Origin of the sequence: Pseudomonas frederiksbergensis (assembly GCF_017114915.1) — a bacterium.
GTDB classification, from domain to species: domain Bacteria; phylum Pseudomonadota; class Gammaproteobacteria; order Pseudomonadales; family Pseudomonadaceae; genus Aquipseudomonas; species Aquipseudomonas frederiksbergensis_I.
This window is the reverse complement of the sequence record NZ_JAAUOE010000049.1, coordinates 1-19,202: the sequence shown is the minus strand read 5'-3', so window position 1 is coordinate 19,202 and position 19,202 is coordinate 1. Positions and strand designations below refer to the sequence as shown.

Sequence of the window (19,202 nt, the reverse complement as noted above, 5' to 3'; positions counted from 1 at the left end):
CTTTACAAGTGTGGGGCAGGGGCAGAGGTCACAAGAGACGGCGTCTTCAGCTGTTTCAGCTCAGACTTGACCGGCGCCGTTGCGCACTTGGCCGTCGCTCCTTCACGCGTCAGGCTGCGGATCGAGGTGTAGAACAGTTCGCAGGTTTTTTCTTTCTGGGTCACTTGCCAGGTCTGGGTGCAGCTTTTCAGCTGAACGGTAGGGTCGGTATCCGGTTTGCTGCCCATCCCGGCTTGCCAGCACGCGGCGCTCAAGTCCTGCCCCATGACTTTCAGGCCCGCGGCGTCGGCCTTGGCCTGGGCATCGCTGCCGCTATAGGCTTCGGGGTCGGCGGCGTACCAGATGTAGCTCGGGTGGTTGGAGCCCAATACCGGAACCTTCACACCCTCGCTCGGGCTGATGGTTGCCAGGCCCAGCACGTCCACGGTCTGCCCGTATTGTTGCTTGATCCAGTTACGCACCGGTGAACCAAAGGCGACCATTGGCAATGCTGCGCCTTTGGCGTTCTGGCTGACTTGCTTGACCATGGTGGTCTGGTAGTCCGTGAAGTAGTTGTAGACGCCTTCCAGGTCTTTGCCGGCGGTGGCCGGCGCGGCAATCGGCGCGATGTCGATGATGGTCTGATAGGCCGGCGTCTGGTCGGCGGGAATGTTGTTGGCCGTCAGCAGTGCGGCCCAGCGGTCGGTGGTCTTGGACTCCAGGTAATCCTGGGCCTGGGTCAGGGAATAATCCGGCGGGAAGTGCAGCAGTTCGACGCTTTTGCGGTTTTCCAGGGCCATGCCCAGCGGCAGGAACAGGTACCAGTTATAAGTCCATTTGCCGTCGGCACTCAGCTTGCTGGCGCCGTTGTAAGCCAGGTCGCCGGCATCGAGCAACGCGGTCAGTGGCTTGTCATAGCCTTTGGGCACACCGCTGATTGCGGCGTAGAGCTGATCGTTATCGGTTTTGACTTGAACCTTTGCAGTTTTGTAGCCATCGCGTTGCACGCTTTGGGTCAGGTAATGCTCGACGGTCTGCTCCAGCGTCCAATTGCGATAGCAGATGACGTTGCAGTTGTTGGGATAGGCGAACAGCCGGGTGACGCGTTCGGTACTGCCCAGATTCAGATCGACATCGGCATGAGCGGCGGCACTCAGGGTAAGTGCGGCGAGGGTGAATCCTGCGAGTTTGAACATGCTCAGATCCTTTTCAGCGTGAGCCCCCGGAGGTGGGGCGAGTACATACTGAAACTACTTGTGTCGGGCGGTCTAGTGCCCACGTGAAAAGATCGCGGTTTCAGCGGCGCGATCAAGTACTCAAGGTGAAGCGAGCCCGGACGGGTTGTCCACAAGCGCATTTGCGTAGACCATGGGCGCCTTGGTTTTTTGCCTGCCAGAGTGCTTCTCCATGACTGCCAACATCGATGCGCACCCGACGCCCTTCACCCGCTCGGACTACAAGACCCTGGGGCTTGCAGCCTTGGGCGGAGCGCTGGAAATCTACGACTTCATTATTTTCGTTTTTTTCGCCCTGACCCTCAGTCAACTGTTCTTTCCACCGGAAATGCCCGAGTGGCTGCGTCTGCTGCAAAGCTTCGGGATCTTTGTCACCGGCTATCTGGCACGCCCGTTGGGCGGGATTCTGATGGCGCATTTCGCCGACCGATTGGGGCGCAAGAAGGTGTTCAGCCTGAGCATCCTGATGATGGCGTTGCCATGCCTGCTGATCGGGATCATGCCGACCTACGCCCAGATCGGCTATTTCGCTCCACTGTTGCTATTGGCCCTGAGGGTCCTGCAAGGCGCGGCGGTGGGGGGGGAAGTGCCGAGCGCCTGGGTGTTCGTCGCTGAGCACGCGCCGATCGGGCATCGCGGTTATGCCCTTGGTTTTCTGCAGGCCGGGCTGACCTTTGGTTACTTGATCGGCGCCTTGACGGCGACCTTTCTGGCACAGGCATTCACCCCGGCGGAAATCCTCGATTACGCCTGGCGCTACCCGTTTTTGCTGGGCGGGGTGTTTGGCGTCATCGGTGTCTGGCTGCGCCGCTGGCTTAGCGAAACGCCGGTGTTCATGGCAATGCAGGCCCAGCGCGAAGCCGCTGTCGAACTGCCGCTGCGCACGGTCCTGCGTGAGCACCGTCTGGCGATGCTGCCGGCGATGATCCTCACCTGCGTGCTGACCTCGGCCGTGGTGGTGTTTGTGGTCATCACCCCGACCATGATGCAGAAAACCTTCGGCATGACCGCCAGCCATACCTTCGCCCTGAGTGCCTTGGGCATCGTTTTTCTGAACATCGGCTGTGTACTCGCCGGGCTGCTCGTCGACCGTATCGGCGCCTGGCGCACAGTGATGCTGTACAGCCTGCTGCTGCCGCTGGGCATCGGCGTGCTCTATACCTGCCTGATCATTGAGGGCCAGTGGATCGGTCTGGCCTATGCGGTGGCCGGCCTCGGTTGCGGGGTGGTCGGCGCGGTGCCATCGGTGATGGTCAGTCTTTTTCCGGCGCGGATTCGCGTCTCGGGGATTTCCTTCACCTACAACATTGCCTACGCCGCCTGGGCGAGTGTCACGCCACTGCTGTTGATCGGTCTGATGCCGTGGAGTCCGTGGATTTGTGTGATCTTCTGCGCGGTGATGGGGGTGGTGGGCATCAGTAGCGCGGCGTATTTTGGCGCGCGGATGCCGCGAGTCGGGCGCTGTGCGGTGGCTGGCGCGGTATGAGGGGAGGCATACCGCCACTATTTTTGTAGGACAACCCTGAAACACTCTTCAGAAAATACCCGCAAAGCCGATGGTTAGGCTGTCAGCCGCTTTTTATCTCTGTCCATCGGTGCTTTCCCATGTTCAATAAACGCTTGAAGCAGGAGCTGTCGGCTCTTCGCGAAGAACTCTCCAGCCTTCTGCAAGTCAAGGAGAGTCTGGAAAGCGAGATGCTGGTCCTGACCCTCGACCCCGATGGGCGGATTCAAACGGTCAACCAAAACTTCATCGGTGAGATGCTCTACAAAAGCAACGACCTGATCGGCCGGCACATCGAAGACCTTGTCCCGGCCCATGTGAAATCGGATGAATTCCATCAGCGCTTCAAGGCTGCGCTGGGCCGTGGCGAACACTTTGCCGGTGCGGTCCGTTTGCTACGCGGTAACGGCGCAGAAGCCTGGTTGCGTTCGATCATGCAGCCGGTGCGGTCCTCGGATGGCCGGATCAAGAACTTCTCGATTTACTCCAGCGACCTGACCCGCACCATCGAGGCATCTCGTGAGCATGAGAACCTGATCGGCGCGCTGGTGCGCTCGACGGCGGTCATCGAGTTCGACCTCAATGGCAACGTGCTGACGGCCAACGACCGGTTTCTGGGCAGCATGGGTTACAGTCTGACGCAGATCCTGGGCAAACATCACCGCACCTTCTGCGCACCGGAAGAATACAACAGCGCCGAGTATCAGAACTTCTGGCGCCGCCTGAACGCCGGCGAGTTCGTGGCCGATCGTTTCAAGCGCATCGACAGCCACGGTCGCGTGGTCTGGCTGGAGGCTTCCTACAACCCGGTGGTCGACGCCAACAACAAGCTCTACAAAGTGGTGAAGTTCGCCACGGTGATTACCGATCAGGTCGATCAGGAGCAGGCCGTCGCCGAAGCGGCCAACATTGCCTACAGCACTTCTCAGCAAACCGATCAGAGCGCACAGCGCGGTACTGCCGTGGTGACCCAAGCCGTGGACGTGATGCGTGACCTGGCCAAACACATGCAAACCGCCGGCGAAGGCATCGAAGCGCTGAACGAGCAATCGCTGGTGATCGGCACCATCGTCAAAACCATCAGCGGCATCGCCGAACAGACCAACCTGCTGGCCCTCAACGCGGCCATCGAAGCGGCCCGCGCCGGTGAACAGGGCCGCGGATTTGCCGTGGTGGCGGATGAGGTCCGGCAACTGGCCTCGCGCACCAGCCAGGCGACCGATGAAATTGTCGGTGTCGTACGCCAGAACCAGGACATGGCGCGCAACGCCGTGGCCCTGATGACTGACGGCAAACTCCAGGCTGAACAAGGCCTGGCGCTGGCGGCGGAGGCGGGCACGGTGATCGTCGAGATCCAGGACGGTGCGCAGAAAGTGGTGAACGCGGTCGGGCAGTTTGCCAACCAACTATCGACTTGATGCTATCTCTCCGGCGCGGGTAGTCCTCAAAAAGGCCTACCCCGCCCGGTAAGCCTTTCCTCATTCCTGCGCACGACTCAATCCCCCAACGCTTCCCCCTCACGCCGTGGGTCAGCCCCACCGGCCAATGCCGTGTTCCCCAGCGCATCCTTGACCCGAACAATCGCCTGAGTCCCGCTGGTCATGTCGATCTCGTTCACGCTGTGCCCTTTGTTCTTCAGTGCTTGAATCAGTGCCGGGCTGAACTGACCTTGCTCCAGTTCGGTCGGGCCGTTGCGGCTGCCGAAGTTGGGCAGGTTGATGGCGGCTTGCGGGTCGAGGTTCCAGTCGAGCAGGCCGATGGTCGATTTGGCGACGTACTCGATGATCTGCGAGCCGCCGGGGGAGCCGACGGTGGCCAGGAACTCCCCGCTCTGGCGGTCGAAGATCAGCGTCGGCGCCATGGACGAGCGCGGGCGTTTGCCGGGCTCGACGCGGTTGGCGACCTTTTGCCCGTGCTCTTGGGGGATGAACGAGAAGTCGGTCATCTGGTTGTTGAGCACAAAGCCCTGAACCATCAAATGCGAGCCGAATGCCGCTTCCACGGTGGTGGTCATGGACACGGCGCCGCCCTCGTCATCGACCGCCACCACTTGCGAGGTGGAGATGCGTAGCGGCGAACGGTCCGGCGCGTAGGCCACCTGAATGCCCGGCGGGGTGCCGGGCTTGGCCTGGCCCATGCTGCGGTCGCCAATCAAGGTTGCGCGGGTCGCCAGATAAGTCGGGTCGACCAACCCCTTGACCGGCACGGGTACGAAGTCAGTGTCGGCGACGTACTGTGCGCGGTCGGCGTAAGCCAGGCGCTCGGCTTCGGCGATCAGGTGCACGGCTTCAGGGGCTGGCTCGATGCCCGCCGGTTTGCTGGACTTGACTGGTTTGAGTGGCGCCAGGGCAAAGCGTGGGTCGCGGGTTTCCAGGGCCTGCAAGGTGCCGAGGATTTGCGCCACGGCGATCCCGCCCGACGACGGTGGCGGCATGCCGCAGACCTGCCAGCGTTTGTAGTCGGTGCACAGCGGCGCGCGTTCCTTGGCCTTGTAGCCTTGGAGGTCGTTCAGCGACAGGCTGCCGGGGTTGGTGTGCCCCTGAACCTTGGCGACGATCTCTTTTGCGATCGGACCTGTGTACAGCGCATCGGGACCTTCCTTGGCGATGCGTTTGAACACCGCGGCGAGTGCCGGGTTTTTCAGCTGCGTACCGACGGCTTTCGGGCTGCCATCGGCATTCAGAAAGTACGCCGCCATGTCCGGCGAGCGTTGGATGAACGAGTCCGCCGCGATCAGCTGATGCAATCGTGGCGAAATGGCGAAGCCTTGTTCCGCGAGTTTGATGGCGGGTTCGAACAGCCTCGCCCACGGCAGGCGGCCGTGCTTCTGATGGGCCAACTCCAGCGCCCGTAACACACCCGGCGTACCCACCGAGCGCCCACCGATCTGCGCCTGGGTAAACGGCATCGGTGTGCCGTCGGCTTGCAGGAACAGTTTCTCGGTGGCACCGGCCGGAGCGGTTTCGCGACCGTCGTAGGTGCGCACAGCCTTGCCATCCCACAGCACAATAAACGCGCCACCGCCGATACCCGACGATTGCGGCTCGACCAGCGTCAACACCGCTTGCATGGCAATGGCCGCATCAATCGCCGAGCCGCCCTCACGCAGCATCTCCCGCCCGGCTTCGGCTGCCAGCGGGTTGGCGGCTGCGGCCATGTGTTTCGAGGCGTGCCGCGTTTGCAGGTCGGTGCGATAACCGGAGGCGATTTCCGGCGCGACCGGCAGGGTCGAGACGGAAGGCGAGGAGGGCGGGGCATTACACGCGGCGAGGGTTAAAGCGGTGGCGATCAGCGAAAGGGCTGACAGGCGATAGCGATTGAAGTGGAAGGCTGAGAACACGCGGGCACTCCGTCCATGGGATAAAAGGTCCGGGGACTTTATCGGCCGAGGGAGTGGTGCGCAAATCCCGTCACTTTCTCGAGGCATAAAAAAACGGCCTACCTTTCGGTAAGCCGTTTTTAGTACTTGGTGGCTACACAGGGACTTGAACCCCGGACCCCAGCATTATGAATGCTATGCTCTAACCAACTGAGCTATGTAGCCAAGTGGCGCGCATTATTCACCTGGAACGACGATGCGTCAAGCGTAAATCTAAAATATTTCTCCACACTTTCAACCGCTTATCCCGCTGACCCGAAAAACCGGGCCAGCGGAGGGCGTCAACCGAGCTGAAATCTTCCGGTATTGGCACTCAAGGCCTTGCTGCCTTGGCTCAAGGTGTCCGCGGCGAGGTTCACCGCCCGCGCGCCTTCGAGCAAGCGTACCGCCGCCTGATCGACTTGCTGGATGTTGCCGCTGACTTCATCGGCGGTGCTCGCCTGCTCATCGACGGCGGTGGCGATTTGCGCCAGGGTGTCGGTGACGCTCTGTACCGCGTTGGCGATTTCCCCCAAGCGTTCGCCAAGGCCGGTGACGGCTTGCGCATCCGATTGTGCCTGGCCGCAGGCCGCCTCCATCAGGCTGACCGCTTCGTTCACGGTGCTGCGCAGGCTGTCGACGGTGCCGGCGATCTGCGCGGTGGAGGACTGAGTGCGTTGCGACAGGCTGCGCACCTCATCGGCCACCACCGCAAAGCCGCGACCTTGCTCGCCGGCCCGTGCGGCCTCGATGGCGGCGTTGAGGGCCAGCAGATTGGTCTGCTCGGCCACGCCGCGTATGGTATCGACCACCAATTGAATCTGCTGCCCTTGCTCACTGACCCGACCCAGTGCCGCCGCCGTGTCGTTCAACCGCTGATTGAGCTGCTGAATGCTCGCCGTGGTGCGTTGGCTGTCGCGGCTGCTGTCGGCGGCGATGCGCTGGGTGTGCTGAGCGCTGCCGGAAGCCTGTTCGCAACTCTGGGCGACCCCTTGGGAGGTGGCGGCCAATTGCGTGGCCGCAGCGGCGATCTGGCTGATCTGCAACTGCTGGGCCTCGACTTCGCCAAGGGCGTCGCTGGAGTGATCGTTAAGCGTGCGTACTGCGTTGCTCAGTTGCAGGGTTTCGTGATCAACCCCCAGCAAACTGTTGCGCAGTTGTACCACCGCGACATTAAGGGCGGTGCTGATCGCCGCCAGTTCGTCGCGGCCCTGCACCGGTACTTGCAGGCTCAGGTTACCGTCGCGCAGCGCCTGGGCCAGCAGCGTGATGCCGCTGGCGCTGCGACGGATCGAGGTCTGCAAACAGACGAACAGGTACAACGCGGCCAGTAGCAGGCAGCCAAAAATGGTCGCCACCAGGATGAACTGGCGAATGGCCGAGCCGTGGTAATAATCCAGCCGTTGATCCAGCGAAACCAATGATTGCTGACGCAGCGAGGCGAGGTTGCCAAGCAGGGCGTCGAGACTGCGTTCGAAGTCTTCGGGTTTGAGGTTGATGCTGCCGCCGAAAACGCCGTCGTCCAGCACTTTTAAACCGGCATCCAGCTGCTTGAGGCTGTCGTGGTACTGCGCGGCCCAGGTTTGCAGGGCGCTGGGCAGACGCGCTTCCAGCAGGCCAGCCGTTTTAACCAGCTGCTCCCGGGCATCGCCAATACGGCTGCGCAAGTCCCGCAGTTGCAGACGGCTTTGCAGGGTGAACTGCCCGGACACCACCGATGCCTGGCCAACCGCGGCGAGGCGCCCGACCCGTTCGATCAGGTCTGGTGCGTGTTGGGTGGAAATTTGCGTCAGCAGATACGTTTCCAGCCATGGTGCGAGCGTCAGGCGATTGTCCATGGCGATTTGTTCGCGCAAGGCTTGCAGGGCGCTCAAGGCATGGGTGAAACGATCGTATCCGTCCGGCCACCAACCGACGCTGCCCAGGCTTTTGGAGTCCAGGCCGGTGAGGGCGGTTTGCAGGGCTTGATAGCGGGTGAGGGTTTCGCCCACGGCGCCTTCGGTTTTCAGGGCATTGTCCAAATCCGTAGCGGCTTGGGTCACGGCCGGCTGAACCGCATCGAACGCTGCCATCGCCGCGATGGTCGCGGGGGTCGGCTGGCGATTGGTTTCGGTGGCGCGCCAGCGTGCGGCGCGGTCGCGCTGGGCGGCGAGCAAGTTGTCGAGCGCATCCAGGGCGAGCAATTGACGAACCCCGGCGCGCTCGCCGGAGATCAGGTTCAACTTGTCACGATAATCCTGACCGATCATCCACAGGCTGCCCGCCAGCGGCAGGATAAACAGCAGAAACAGCAGCTGAAATTTACGCGCGAAGCCGAAACGCCCCAGCAGCCCGATCCCCGGTGATAAAAAAGCCTGCATGCCCCATGACTCCTCTGGACATCACGCACCATTGGCGTGCGTCGAGGCCATTTGCGACCACGACTGATGCCCTTCTAAAAGGCCTCGAAAGTTCACCTTGGTCTGCTCTGTAGGCCGACTCTGTAGCGAAACTTCCCATTCTCGGTCCCCTTTGTAAGGGGCCGCGTTGAAGCCGATAAACAAGGCAAGATTCAGACCATGGCTTTGCGCTATCACCTCTTTTTTGAGGTCGTTAGCAGGCTAAGGGGATGGCGCACTTGCACCGAAAAATGGCACATTGACCGACCTGCCAGTGCGCACCCATCTGCAGTACGGAAACTCTCATGGCCATCAGCAACGTTCAGTCCGCCGCGACATCGGCGCCCGCCACTTCACAAAGCAGTCCGCTGGTCATGCGCATCATCGGCGCGGTGGCGCTGGCGCATTTGATCAACGATCTGATTCAGGCGGTGCTGCCGTCGATTTATCCAATGCTCAAGGCCAACTATGGCCTGACCTTCACCCAGGTCGGTCTGATTACTTTGACCTTTCAACTGACGGCCTCGCTGCTGCAGCCGTGGGTCGGTTACCACACCGATCGCCACCCCAAACCATGGCTATTGCCGGCGGGTACGGTCTGCACATTGATCGGCATTCTGATGATGTCCGTGGTCGGCAGCTTCCCGATGATTCTGCTGGCAGCGGGGTTGATCGGCATCGGCTCGTCGACCTTTCACCCGGAAGCTTCTCGCGTGGCGCGACTGGCCTCGGGCGGGCGCTTCGGGCTGGCACAGTCGACGTTTCAGGTCGGCGGCAATGCGGGCTCGGCCTTCGGACCGTTGCTGGCGGCGGCGATCATCATTCCCTACGGTCAGGGTAACGTGGCCTGGTTCGGACTGTTTGCGCTGTTTGCGTTGTTCGTGCTGTACCGGATCAGCCGCTGGTACGCCAATCACTTGAACCTGTTCAAACTCAAGCAAGGTCAGGCCGCGACGCACGGTTTGTCGAAAGGCCGGGTGATCAGCGCGCTGGTGGTGCTCGGGCTGTTAGTGTTCTCCAAATATTTCTACATGGCCAGCCTCACCAGTTACTTCACGTTCTACCTGATCGAGAAATTCGACCTGTCGGTGGCCAGCTCGCAGTTGTATTTGTTCCTGTTTCTCGGTGCGGTAGCGGCGGGGACCTTCTTCGGCGGGCCGATCGGCGACAAGATCGGGCGCAAGGCGGTGATCTGGTTCTCGATCCTCGGTGTGGCGCCGTTCACACTGCTATTGCCCCATGTGGACCTGTTCTGGACCACTGTGTTGAGCGTGGTGATCGGCTTCATCCTCGCCTCGGCGTTCTCGGCCATCGTGGTGTATGCGCAAGAACTGGTGCCGGGGAATGTCGGAATGATTGCCGGGGTGTTCTTCGGCCTGATGTTCGGCTTCGGCGGAATTGGCGCAGCGTTGCTCGGGCATTTGGCGGATATTCACGGCATTGAGTATGTGTATTACCTGTGTTCATTCTTGCCGCTGCTTGGGGTGTTGGCGATCTTTCTGCCACGGACCAAAAAAGTCTGACCCGGACCGCCAGCGGGCGCCTGCAGCCGTGATTACTATTTGCGTATGACGCTCAAGTCAGCGGCGGCATCGGACCGCAGCGCTCGGTGTCTTCCATGATCATCAAGTCTCAAGGAACATAGGCCCATGAATCTCTACAGTCAGTATGCGTTGGCCTGTGTGGGGATGGTGCTGCTGTACGCTTGCGTAAGGAACTACGTACTCAGGAAATGGCTCGGTATTGCTCTGGTCGGTTTGGGCTTTGGCGTGATGTTTGTGCTGCCGCCCTACATTGGCAGCATCGATGTCGGCATCTTTGCAATCGCGGTAGTGGGGGCGGGGTCTTCGATGTTCTTCAATCGGAGTAAGTACCGGGTGTGGACAGGGCGGTGGCGGCTGCTGGTCAAAAGCCGTTGCAGCGTTTGTTGTGCTCGCTTCATCCATGGAATACCTGTGTCAAAAAAAGCCGCGAATCAACGCGGCTTTTTCTTTTGAGCGGGCCTCTGCACGTTATGCGGGGACTCACCCATCAAGGACGGAAGATACTGGCCTGGATAGCGCCGGGGTATTGCCTGAACCCGCCTTCGTTGCAAAGTGGTGTCGACAGTTGGTAGTCGCCCGCCGCCGTGGCGTTGGCGGTGCGCACATTACCGGCCTCGAACCCAGAGTAATCCTGATAGGCCTCGAACGAGGCGATTGGCTCGTTGAAGTAGTTGCCACGGGAGGGGTCGAAGATCGAGATAGTGAGCGCTACGCCACCAGGAAATGCTGCTTCGGCCTCGATTAACACTGTCTCGTAGGGATACAGGGTTTGTGGAGAGGGGCCGGCGGACGTGGGGGATGGATTGAACACCGTGGCCACTAGCGTGTTCGGGCTCAGATTGGTTAGCGCGATCACCAGGTAATTGGCGTCGTTGCCGCTGAAGGTATAGGGCATCGTCCTGGCGAACGCCCAACCGTTCCTGCCGTTAAAGAATTCGTCCTTCGAGCCGCCGTTGTCCCATACCTGGGTGAGCGCGATTTCTTCCGGATAGATTGACCAGTCTGTCGAATCGGCGATCCAGTATTTGAAGTAGGTCCCGTCGATCGCGGGCGCGATGTACTGCGCATAGGCGGGCACACCGTCGATGGGGGTGTCATTGACGTCCAGGTATTGGTATATCTGGAATTTGGCCGGTAGCAGCATCTGCATCACCGACAACACGTAACCCGGCTTGGCGGCTTTCACCATATTTCCAGTTTCACCGGAGTTCCAGAACAATCCGTCGGGCGCTGTAGAGGCGATTAGCGTATAGGTGATCTTCAGCTTGGCCCAGTCGGTCAGTATCGTGGTTTCCATGGTGCCGAAAGTGGCCAGCAGCCCTTCGAAGGTATCGCTCAATTGCCCCCACAGGTCGGCGTAGGCCACCTGGAAGAGGCTGGGAGAAACATTCGAGCTCTGGGCCGCGACCGCCACATTGATGCCGCTCTGGAGAACGTTGGCCGCGACGGCGAAATAATTGATGTCGCCTTCCATCGTTTCAGCCGAGAGCACGGTGTAGATGACACCCGAGAGCACCGCCAGGATGATGCCGCCGATATTGGTCGAGTCACCGTTCTCGAAACCGGCATCCTGGCCCAGTTCGGAGAGCAGCGCCCCCTGGTCCTCGAACAGCAGGGAGTGGAAGCTGGTGTAGCAGGTGAACAGGCTGTTCACAGCGCTCGCTGCGCTGAGTTCCAACTTGAGCTGGTCCACTACGGGTTGCCAGACGTGCGGCTGGAACGCGCTGTAGTCCAGGCCGAGCATGTCTTGTCGGTAACTATCCAGAGTGCTGGCCCCGTTGGTGTACTGCTTGCGCAGGATCAAATGGGGCTGATTGTTCATGGCGGCCAGCTGGGTGTTGATCCAGTCGTAGACAGCCTGTTGGTCAGGCGTAAAGGCCGGAAAGGCTGGGTCGGATGCCGGCAAGGCCATGATGTTGTCCAACGGACTGGTGGGCATGAAGTACCATTGGCCCGAGGTGTCGGTGTCCTGCATCTGTACCGAGCCCCCCGCGATGTCGACACTCAGGTACTGGTTCGAACCGCTGTTCTGGATGGCAGTGGGGCCCAGTCCTGAGCCCCAGAGCCAAGTCTGTTCGACCGGGACGGGTACACTCTGCGTCGTGTTGATTGGCGTCCTGCTGCCGGCGTCCTGCCCCAGCACCAGTCCGCCGAGCAGGCCGCTGAGCAGTCGTCCATCGGCGGTGACTTGCCAGATCTGGTTGGGCGAACCGACCACGAAGGGGCTTAGCGTAGGGCCGTCGGGACTGGCGGTGAGTACAAAGGGCACGCCTTTGACGGGGGCGACGAGGCTGCTTTGCACATTGACCCAGCGAGTCGGTGGCCAAACCTGATAATGATTGCTGCTCGAGGCCCAACAGGCTTGGTCGAGGGTGTTGTACAGCACGAGGTTGCCGTCGGTCTGTACGCGCAGTTCCTGCGGCTCGATGCCATCGGTGTTGGACGTCCACGCCACGTTGCCTTCGCTGGTACCCAGGACCAGGTTGCCATCGGTCTGGACGTCGAAGTAGGCACCGTCGTTGGTGCCCGTGGCCCAGATCGCGCTACCGGTGAACGAGCTGTTGGTCGACACGGGGCCTCCTACCACTTGATACAGCACCAGGTTGCCATCGGTTTGCAGCAGCAACACATAGCCGTTGCCGGCGGAGGCTGCCCACTGGCCGGGCAGCATCTGCGTGTTGGGGGGGATGTAGCCATTCTCGGCCTGGACCGGCTCGCCGAGCGGGACCGTGCAGAAGATGCTGGGGTTGGTGGATGTTGCCAGCGTTGCATTGTTCGCGACGTTCATGTGGATCTCCTTTTCACGACATTGTGTGGACGCCTTGCGGTGGTTATCGCGGGTGAGAGGGCTCCGTGCGGCGACACGGCTGCGGCCGCATGAATCCGGCGCGCCTGTGCCACTACGCCGATGCGATCGATCGGCAAGCTTTGTAAGTTTTGGGGAGCGGGCAGGCCCTGGAGCGAATCAACAGTCCTGGGCTTCGAGTGGCCGAGGAAACGCTCAGCCAGGAAGGTGCCGTTCAATGTCGCCAATTGCTGGCGGCACCGCGCAAACGGCGGGTGCGGGGGTTGCTCTCTTCGTATGTCCGTAGTCTGCGAGACTGTGCATGAGAATCTCCCTGTCGATGCGCAAGAAGGCGTTTGAGCGGTGTGCCTTGCAAGACGCGCATGGAGTGTAGCCCGGCGTTTATACCTCGTCTTACATCCTCACCTTATGGGGCCGGGGACGCGCCGTGTGACGGTTGAATCGCTACTTGATGAGCATGCTGAAGTCGGTTCCCGACTGGAATACCTCTACCGTTCCCAGGCGGGAAGAGGTGAAAGCCACGCCCCAACCTGCCACGTTCCTTGCACTGGAGCGCCAGCCCGGTCAAGCGGGAGCAAGCTCCCTCGCCACGATGATTCAAACAAGTCTCAAATAAACAGCATTACGACATAGCCAGGCTTTTTGTTATCTTCACCGTCTTCTTTCACGGACGAACACCAGACAAGCCATGGCTAACGACACCCCGTCCCGCATCGGGAAGATACTGCAGGGCCTGCTTTTTGCCCTGATCGGCATCGGATTGTTGGGCATTGCCGTCAATCTCACGCTCGACCGCCGCGACTTCCTTGCCCGCGCACGGACCGCCGATGGCATCGTCAGCCATTTGAATGCCGGTGGTTCGCATCCTGAGGTCGTCTTCACCACCGGCAGCGGTGAAAAAATTTCCTACCCCCAGGGCGGCTTTATCTTCGGTTATCAGCAGGATCAGCCGGTGCGGGTGTATTACCTGCCCGAACAACCGGCTGGCAGTGCCATTGTCGATGACTCGGCCGCCTTGTGGGGCACTCCCGCAGCGCTCGGTTGCATGGGCCTGGTGTTCACCATTTTCGGTCTGGTAAAGGCCATCCGTCAGCGCGGTCGCGATGCGGTTCATTTACATAAAGGACTCTGAATAAATGAACTACAACATCCCGATCCCGGTCAATGAAAGCCGCTGGCGCTGTTCGGGCTTGATCCCAAGTTGCTGGCGTTGTCGGTGGCTCTGAGCACCAACCCGGCGACCTCGCTCATTGCTTCCACCACGGTCAACCGGCAGTTGGCACGGTCGGCCAAGGGGGCGCTGGTCATGGCAGGCGTGAACGCTGGCGTGCAGGCCGGTGGTGGTGCCGCGATCTACATGGGCTATCTGTTCTAGGCGCGTGTAAGTTCTATGAGTTTGCTCATTGCCGGTCATTACGGGCAGATGTCGAGCCCCCTAAAACGAAGCCGAAAAAAGCCGCGAATCAACGTGGCTTTTTCGATACCAATGCTTCGTCCTGAATAAGGTTTACACCTGTTTCAGGACCCTCTAAAAATTCAGCCGTTTCGATAGATATAGCTGTACGCGTTAATCGCCGGTACACCACCCAGATGTGCATAAAGCACCTTCGACCCCTCCGGGAAAAAACCCTGACGGACGAGATCAATGAGGCCCTGCATGGATTTCCCCTCATAGACCGGGTCCGTCATCATGCCTTCCATACGAGCGCACAACCGGATGGCTGCATTGGTTTCTTCTGATGGAATGCCATAGGCCGGATAGGCATATTCTTCTTTAAGGACAACATCGTCAGCTGTGATTTCCTGGCCAAGCCCGATAAGTCTGGCCGTGTGCTGAGCGATGGCCAACACTTGTGCCCTGGTTTGCTCAGGTGTGGCGGAGGCGTCGATACCAATCACATTGCGGGCACGTCCATCCTTGGCAAATCCCACCAACATGCCTGCATGCGTGGATCCGGTCACAGTGCAGACGATAATGTAATCAAACCTGATCCCCATCCTGGTCTCTTGTTCGCGTACTTCTTCGGCGAAGCCGACATAGCCGAGACCTCCATATTTGTGCACAGAAGCGCCGGCGGGAATGGCATACGGTTTGCCTCCTTTGGCCTTAACGTCTTCCAGTGCCCGCTCCCAGCTCTCGCGGATGCCGATATCGAAACCTTCGTCGACGAATTCAATTTCCGCTCCCAGCACGCGGCTCATCAGGATATTCCCAACCCGGTCATAGACCGCATCCGGGAATGGAACCCAGCTTTCTTGAACGAGGCGGCACTTCATGCCGAGTTTGGCAGCGACAGCCGCAACCTGGCGCGTGTGGTTTGACTGGACGCCACCGATGGATACCAGCGTATCTGCCTGCGAGGCAATGGCATCGGGAATGATGTACTCCAGCTTTCGGATCTTGTTACCGCCAAACGCAAGCCCGGAGTTGCAATCCTCTCGTTTGGCATAGAGCTCGATATTGCCCCCGAGATATGCCGATAGGCGATTCAGTTTCTCAATCGGCGTAGGGCCGAACATGAGTGGATAGCGTTCAAATTTCTCCAGCATGACGGTTCTCCAGATCACGGATGAGCCGTTTTTAGTCTAGCAGAGCACATGTGAGAGGGCGGCGCGCTACCAGGATCCCAAAAAGCAAAATCCCCGTATCAGCGAGTGATTACGGGGATTTTCAGTCTATCGAGTTCCGTGTAAATCCACGGTCACCGTTACACGTTGAAACGGAAGTGCATCACATCGCCGTCTTTAACGATGTAGTCCTTGCCTTCCAGACGCCATTTACCAGCTTCCTTGGCACCGGCTTCGCCCTTGTACTGGATGAAGTCGTCGTAGGCGATGACTTCGGCGCGGATGAAGCCTTTTTCGAAGTCGGTGTGGATAACGGCCGCGGCTTGCGGAGCGGTAGCGCCCACGCGGACGGTCCAGGCACGCACTTCCTTCACGCCAGCGGTGAAGTAGGTCTGCAGGTTGAGCATTTCGTAGCCGGCGCGGATTACGCGATTCAGACCAGGCTCTTCCAGGCCCAGGGCCTCGAGGAACATGTCTTTTTCTTCGCCATCTTCGAGTTCGGCGATTTCCGCTTCGATCTTGTTGCACACCGGAACAACCACGGCGCCTTCTTCTTCGGCAATGGCCTTGACCACGTCCAGCAGCGGGTTGTTTTCGAAACCGTCTTCAGCCACGTTGGCGATGTACATCACCGGCTTGGTGGTCAGCAGGTGGAAGCCACGGATCACGGCCTTCTCGTCGTTACCCATGTCCTTCATCAGGCTGCGCGCCGGCTTGCCTTCAGTGAAGTGAGCGATCAACTGCTCCAGCAGCGCTTTCTGGACGACTGCGTCCTTGTCGCCGCCCTTGGCGTTGCGTGCGACTTTCTGCAGTTGCTTTTCGCAGCTGTCGAGGTCGGCGAAGATCAGTTCCAGCTCGATGATTTCGATGTCGCGTTTCGGGTCGACGCTGTTGGAAACGTGAATCACGTTATCGTCTTCGAAGCAGCGGACCACGTGGGCGATGGCGTCGGTTTCGCGGATGTTGGCCAGGAACTTGTTGCCCAGGCCTTCACCTTTCGAGGCACCGGCTACCAGGCCTGCGATGTCGACGAATTCCATGGTGGTCGGTAACACGCGTTCCGGCAAGACGATGGCGGCCAGGGCATCCAGGCGCGGATCCGGCATCGGCACGATACCGCTGTTGGGCTCGATGGTGCAGAAGGGGAAGTTCTCGGCCGCGATCCCGGACTTGGTCAGGGCGTTGAACAGGGTGGACTTGCCGACGTTAGGCAGGCCGACGATGCCGCAATTGAATCCCATGGTGTTTCCCCTCGGGTAAGAGTCAGGCCTTCTGGCTGTGCAGGTTTTTCATCGCGCGGTTCCATTCACCGGCGAGGATATCCGGCAGCACGCCGAGGGCAAAGTCGATGCTGGCATCGAGTTTTTCCTGTTCGGCGCGTGGCGCACGACCCAGGACGAAATTTGAAACCATACTGGCAACGCCCGGGTGGCCGATGCCAAGCCGCAGGCGGTGAAAGGTATTCTGATTACCCAGTTGCGCAATGATGTCGCGCAACCCGTTGTGACCGCCATGGCCGCCGCCCTGTTTGAGCTTGGCAACGCCCGGAGGCAGGTCGAGTTCGTCATGCGCCACCAGGATTTCTTCAGGCGTGATGCGAAAGAAGCCGGCAAGTGCCGCCACGGCCTGGCCGCTACGGTTCATGTAGGTGGTGGGAATCAGTAGACGAACATCCTGACCCTGATGCGAATAACGCCCGGTCAGGCCGAAATATTTGCGATCGGCCACAAGGCTGACACCCTGCGCTTGCGCGATGCGCTCAACAAAAAGGGCCCCTGCGTTATGCCGAGTCTGTTCGTATTCAGCGCCTGGATTTCCCAGGCCAACGATCAGTTTGATGGCGGTCACGATAGGGGCCCTTCTTTGGAGTGGTGGATAACATCGCTGCAATAGGTGTGTGCGGCGAAAGTGGACGACAAGTGCTCATTTACCATGATGTAAACTCCGCGTTCTCGCCCGCTTTCTCGCTACGTTCCAGTCCGCGATGTTACTTGCTCACTCCGGCGTACAGAGTGAAATTACTCTGCAGCGCCTTCTGCAGCTTCTGGAGCAACACGTGGAGCGTGAACGTTGGCAACAGCCAGGTCGTTACCGTGAGCCAGAGCAACAAATTCAACGCCTTTAGGAGCGCTGATGTCGGACAGGTGAATGATCGAACCGATTTCTGCGTTAGCCAGATCGACTTCGATGAATTCAGGCAGATCTTTTGGCAGGCAGGAAACTTCGATTTCNACTTCGAGCGTTTGATGAATTCAGGCAGATCTTTTGGCAGGCAGGAAACTTCGATTTCAGCAACAACGTGCGAAATCTCGCCGCCTTTTTTCACTGCAGCAGCTTCGTTGATGAAGTGCACAGGAACGTGAGCGGACAGTTTCTGACCAGCAACAACGCGTACGAAGTCAGCGTGCATCACGTGGCCTTTGGCCGGGTGACGTTGCAGCGCCTTGATGACGACGTTTTGCTTGGTGCCGCCAACGTTCAGCTCGATGATGTGGCTGTAAGCCGCTTCGTTTTCGAGCAGTTTGGCAACTTCTTTGGCCAGCATGCTGATGGATTCAGGGGCTTTGTCGCCACCGTAAACAACAGCTGGAACCAGAGCGGCGAGACGACGCAGGCGGCGGCTCGCACCTTTCCCCAGGTCGGAACGCACTTCAGCATTCAGAGTAAAATCGTTCATGTTGTATCTCCAAAATAACCACATTCGCCCCAGCGTTTGCGACCAGCGCTAAAGGCGATATGGGCAAAAAAGCCCCGCCCCGACAGGAATGCCGGGGCGGGGCGCTTTTCGTCAACGAGAAGTTCGAGAAGGGCAGGGCCCTTAGCGGAACATCGCGCTGATCGATTCTTCATTGCTGATGCGGCGGACCGCCTCGGCAACTACCGGTGCGATATCCAGTTGGCGGATACGCGCACAGGCTTGTGCTGCAGCGGACAGCGGGATGGTGTTGGTCACCACCAGCTCGTCCAGCACGGAATTTTCAATGTTTTCGATCGCCCGACCCGACAGCACAGGGTGTGTGCAGTAGGCGAAAACCTTGGCAGCGCCATGCTCTTTCAGGGCCTTGGCCGCGTGGCACAGAGTGCCGGCGGTATCGACCATGTCATCAACCAGAATACAGGTACGCCCTTCGACATCACCGATGATATGCATCACTTCAGAGTGATTGGCTTTCTCACGGCGTTTGTCGATGATCCCGAGATCCACGCCCAAGGATTTGGCAACAGCCCGTGCACGCACGACGCCGCCAATGTCCGGGGACACGATCATCAGGTTTTCGAAGCGCTGATCTTCAATGTCATCCACCAGTACCGGGGAGCCGTAGATGTTATCTACCGGAATATCGAAGAAACCCTGGATCTGGTCAGCATGCAGATCAACCGTGAGAACACGGTCGATGCCGACTACGGTAAGCATGTCAGCAACGACTTTCGCGCTGATAGCCACACGTGCGGAACGCGGACGGCGATCCTGACGGGCATAACCAAAGTAAGGAATAACAGCAGTGATACGAGTAGCCGAGGAGCGGCGGAAGGCATCAGCCATCACTACCAGTTCCATCAGGTTATCGTTGGTCGGAGCGCAAGTCGGCTGAATAATGAAGACATCTTTACCGCGGACGTTTTCATTGATCTCGGCTGTAATTTCGCCGTCGGAAAACTTACCGACAGAGATGTCACCGAGAGGGATATGCAGCTGACGTACAACACGCCGAGCCAGATCGGGGTTAGCGTTCCCCGTAAAGACCATCATCTTGGACACGCGCAGTACCTGAAGGCTGAGGGTAACCTGGATGAGTATAGGAAAATGGCAGGGGCGGCTGGATTCGAAC

General features: G+C 59.5%; 13 protein-coding genes, 1 tRNA gene and 3 pseudogenes. 7 read left to right on the top strand and 10 right to left on the bottom strand.

Annotated features, from left to right (window positions below):
• Positions 1 to 2: 2 nt before the first annotated feature.
• On the bottom strand, positions 3 to 1,175 hold the full coding sequence (locus tag HCU66_RS24190) for a hypothetical protein (RefSeq protein WP_205890929.1): 1,173 nt from the start codon (positions 1,173 to 1,175) through the stop codon (positions 3 to 5).
• 211 nt (positions 1,176 to 1,386) lie between these two features.
• Between HCU66_RS24190 and HCU66_RS24185 the strand changes: the two genes are divergently transcribed.
• From HCU66_RS24185 to HCU66_RS27610, 3 genes and pseudogenes are all read left to right on the top strand, one after another.
• Positions 1,387 to 2,700 carry an MFS transporter gene (locus HCU66_RS24185; protein WP_205890928.1) on the top strand — a complete coding sequence of 438 codons (1,314 nt, stop codon included), beginning with the start codon at positions 1,387 to 1,389 and terminating at the stop codon, positions 2,698 to 2,700.
• 119 nt (positions 2,701 to 2,819) lie between these two features.
• Positions 2,820 to 3,548 (top strand): annotated as a pseudogene (locus tag HCU66_RS27615) (PAS domain-containing protein); the annotation flags it as partial.
• Positions 3,528 to 4,136, top strand: coding sequence for a methyl-accepting chemotaxis protein (locus HCU66_RS27610; RefSeq protein WP_420908073.1), 609 nt, complete (start codon positions 3,528 to 3,530; stop codon positions 4,134 to 4,136). The pseudogene HCU66_RS27615 and the gene HCU66_RS27610, both read left to right, overlap by 21 nt.
• A gap of 77 nt (positions 4,137 to 4,213) precedes the next feature.
• On the opposite strand, the gene ggt is transcribed toward HCU66_RS27610, so the two are convergent.
• From ggt to HCU66_RS24165, 3 genes are all read right to left on the bottom strand, one after another.
• Positions 4,214 to 6,058 (bottom strand): gamma-glutamyltransferase, encoded by a 1,845-nt coding sequence (gene ggt, locus HCU66_RS24175; protein WP_205890926.1) that lies wholly within the window; start codon positions 6,056 to 6,058, stop codon positions 4,214 to 4,216.
• A gap of 127 nt (positions 6,059 to 6,185) precedes the next feature.
• A tRNA-Met gene (locus tag HCU66_RS24170) sits at positions 6,186 to 6,262 on the bottom strand.
• A 116-nt stretch (positions 6,263 to 6,378) separates the two neighbouring features.
• A complete protein-coding gene (locus tag HCU66_RS24165; RefSeq protein ID WP_205890925.1) occupies positions 6,379 to 8,436 on the bottom strand; it encodes a methyl-accepting chemotaxis protein in 2,058 nt (685 codons plus the stop codon).
• Between the two features lie 323 nt (positions 8,437 to 8,759).
• Here HCU66_RS24165 and HCU66_RS24160 point away from each other — a divergent pair, with 323 nt between their 5' ends.
• Together HCU66_RS24160 and HCU66_RS24155 are read left to right on the top strand one after the other, a co-directional pair.
• The gene (locus HCU66_RS24160) at positions 8,760 to 9,977 is read left to right on the top strand and encodes an MFS transporter (RefSeq protein ID WP_205890924.1); all 1,218 of its coding nucleotides are present in this window, start codon (positions 8,760 to 8,762) and stop codon (positions 9,975 to 9,977) included.
• Between the two features lie 126 nt (positions 9,978 to 10,103).
• Positions 10,104 to 10,451, top strand: a complete 348-nt coding sequence (locus HCU66_RS24155) for a hypothetical protein (RefSeq protein ID WP_205890923.1) — start codon at positions 10,104 to 10,106, stop codon at positions 10,449 to 10,451.
• 34 nt (positions 10,452 to 10,485) lie between these two features.
• On the opposite strand, the gene HCU66_RS24150 is transcribed toward HCU66_RS24155, so the two are convergent.
• The gene (locus tag HCU66_RS24150; protein ID WP_205890922.1) at positions 10,486 to 12,786 is read right to left on the bottom strand and encodes a hypothetical protein; all 2,301 of its coding nucleotides are present in this window, start codon (positions 12,784 to 12,786) and stop codon (positions 10,486 to 10,488) included.
• Positions 12,787 to 13,492: 706 nt separating this feature from the next.
• Between HCU66_RS24150 and HCU66_RS24145 the strand changes: the two genes are divergently transcribed.
• On the top strand, positions 13,493 to 13,936 hold the full coding sequence (locus HCU66_RS24145; RefSeq protein WP_205890921.1) for a DUF3592 domain-containing protein: 444 nt from the start codon (positions 13,493 to 13,495) through the stop codon (positions 13,934 to 13,936).
• A gap of 48 nt (positions 13,937 to 13,984) precedes the next feature.
• Positions 13,985 to 14,179 (top strand): annotated as a pseudogene (locus tag HCU66_RS24140) (hypothetical protein); the annotation flags it as partial.
• 161 nt (positions 14,180 to 14,340) lie between these two features.
• On the opposite strand, the gene HCU66_RS24135 reads toward HCU66_RS24140, so the two are convergent.
• The 5 genes and pseudogenes from HCU66_RS24135 to HCU66_RS24115 all read right to left on the bottom strand — a co-directional run bounded on the left by HCU66_RS24135 (position 14,341) and on the right by HCU66_RS24115 (position 19,132).
• Positions 14,341 to 15,354, bottom strand: a complete 1,014-nt coding sequence (locus HCU66_RS24135) for a 1-aminocyclopropane-1-carboxylate deaminase (RefSeq protein ID WP_205890920.1) — start codon at positions 15,352 to 15,354, stop codon at positions 14,341 to 14,343.
• Between the two features lie 158 nt (positions 15,355 to 15,512).
• A complete protein-coding gene (ychF, locus tag HCU66_RS24130; RefSeq protein WP_205890919.1) occupies positions 15,513 to 16,613 on the bottom strand; it encodes a redox-regulated ATPase YchF in 1,101 nt (366 codons plus the stop codon).
• Positions 16,614 to 16,635: 22 nt separating this feature from the next.
• Positions 16,636 to 17,220 carry an aminoacyl-tRNA hydrolase gene (gene pth / locus HCU66_RS24125; protein ID WP_205890918.1) on the bottom strand — a complete coding sequence of 195 codons (585 nt, stop codon included), beginning with the start codon at positions 17,218 to 17,220 and terminating at the stop codon, positions 16,636 to 16,638.
• Positions 17,221 to 17,390: 170 nt separating this feature from the next.
• Positions 17,391 to 18,049 (bottom strand): annotated as a pseudogene (locus HCU66_RS24120) (50S ribosomal protein L25/general stress protein Ctc).
• Positions 18,050 to 18,190: 141 nt separating this feature from the next.
• Positions 18,191 to 19,132, bottom strand: coding sequence for a ribose-phosphate pyrophosphokinase (locus HCU66_RS24115; protein WP_003171603.1), 942 nt, complete (start codon positions 19,130 to 19,132; stop codon positions 18,191 to 18,193).
• Positions 19,133 to 19,202 lie beyond the last annotated feature (70 nt).

Bases quoted from the DNA above. Each gene is read 5' to 3' on its own strand.
- HCU66_RS24190 (WP_205890929.1), bottom strand. From the start codon at position 1,175: ATGTTCAAACTCGCAGGATTCACCCTCGCCGCACTTACCCTGAGTGCC.
- HCU66_RS24185 (WP_205890928.1), top strand. From the start codon at position 1,387: ATGACTGCCAACATCGATGCGCACCCGACGCCCTTCACCCGCTCGGAC.
- HCU66_RS24165 (WP_205890925.1), bottom strand. From the start codon at position 8,436: ATGCAGGCTTTTTTATCACCGGGGATCGGGCTGCTGGGGCGTTTCGGC.
- HCU66_RS24160 (WP_205890924.1), top strand. From the start codon at position 8,760: ATGGCCATCAGCAACGTTCAGTCCGCCGCGACATCGGCGCCCGCCACT.
- HCU66_RS24155 (WP_205890923.1), top strand. From the start codon at position 10,104: ATGAATCTCTACAGTCAGTATGCGTTGGCCTGTGTGGGGATGGTGCTG.
- HCU66_RS24150 (WP_205890922.1), bottom strand. From the start codon at position 12,786: ATGAACGTCGCGAACAATGCAACGCTGGCAACATCCACCAACCCCAGC.
- HCU66_RS24145 (WP_205890921.1), top strand. From the start codon at position 13,493: ATGGCTAACGACACCCCGTCCCGCATCGGGAAGATACTGCAGGGCCTG.
- HCU66_RS24135 (WP_205890920.1), bottom strand. From the start codon at position 15,354: ATGCTGGAGAAATTTGAACGCTATCCACTCATGTTCGGCCCTACGCCG.
- ychF (WP_205890919.1), bottom strand. From the start codon at position 16,613: ATGGGATTCAATTGCGGCATCGTCGGCCTGCCTAACGTCGGCAAGTCC.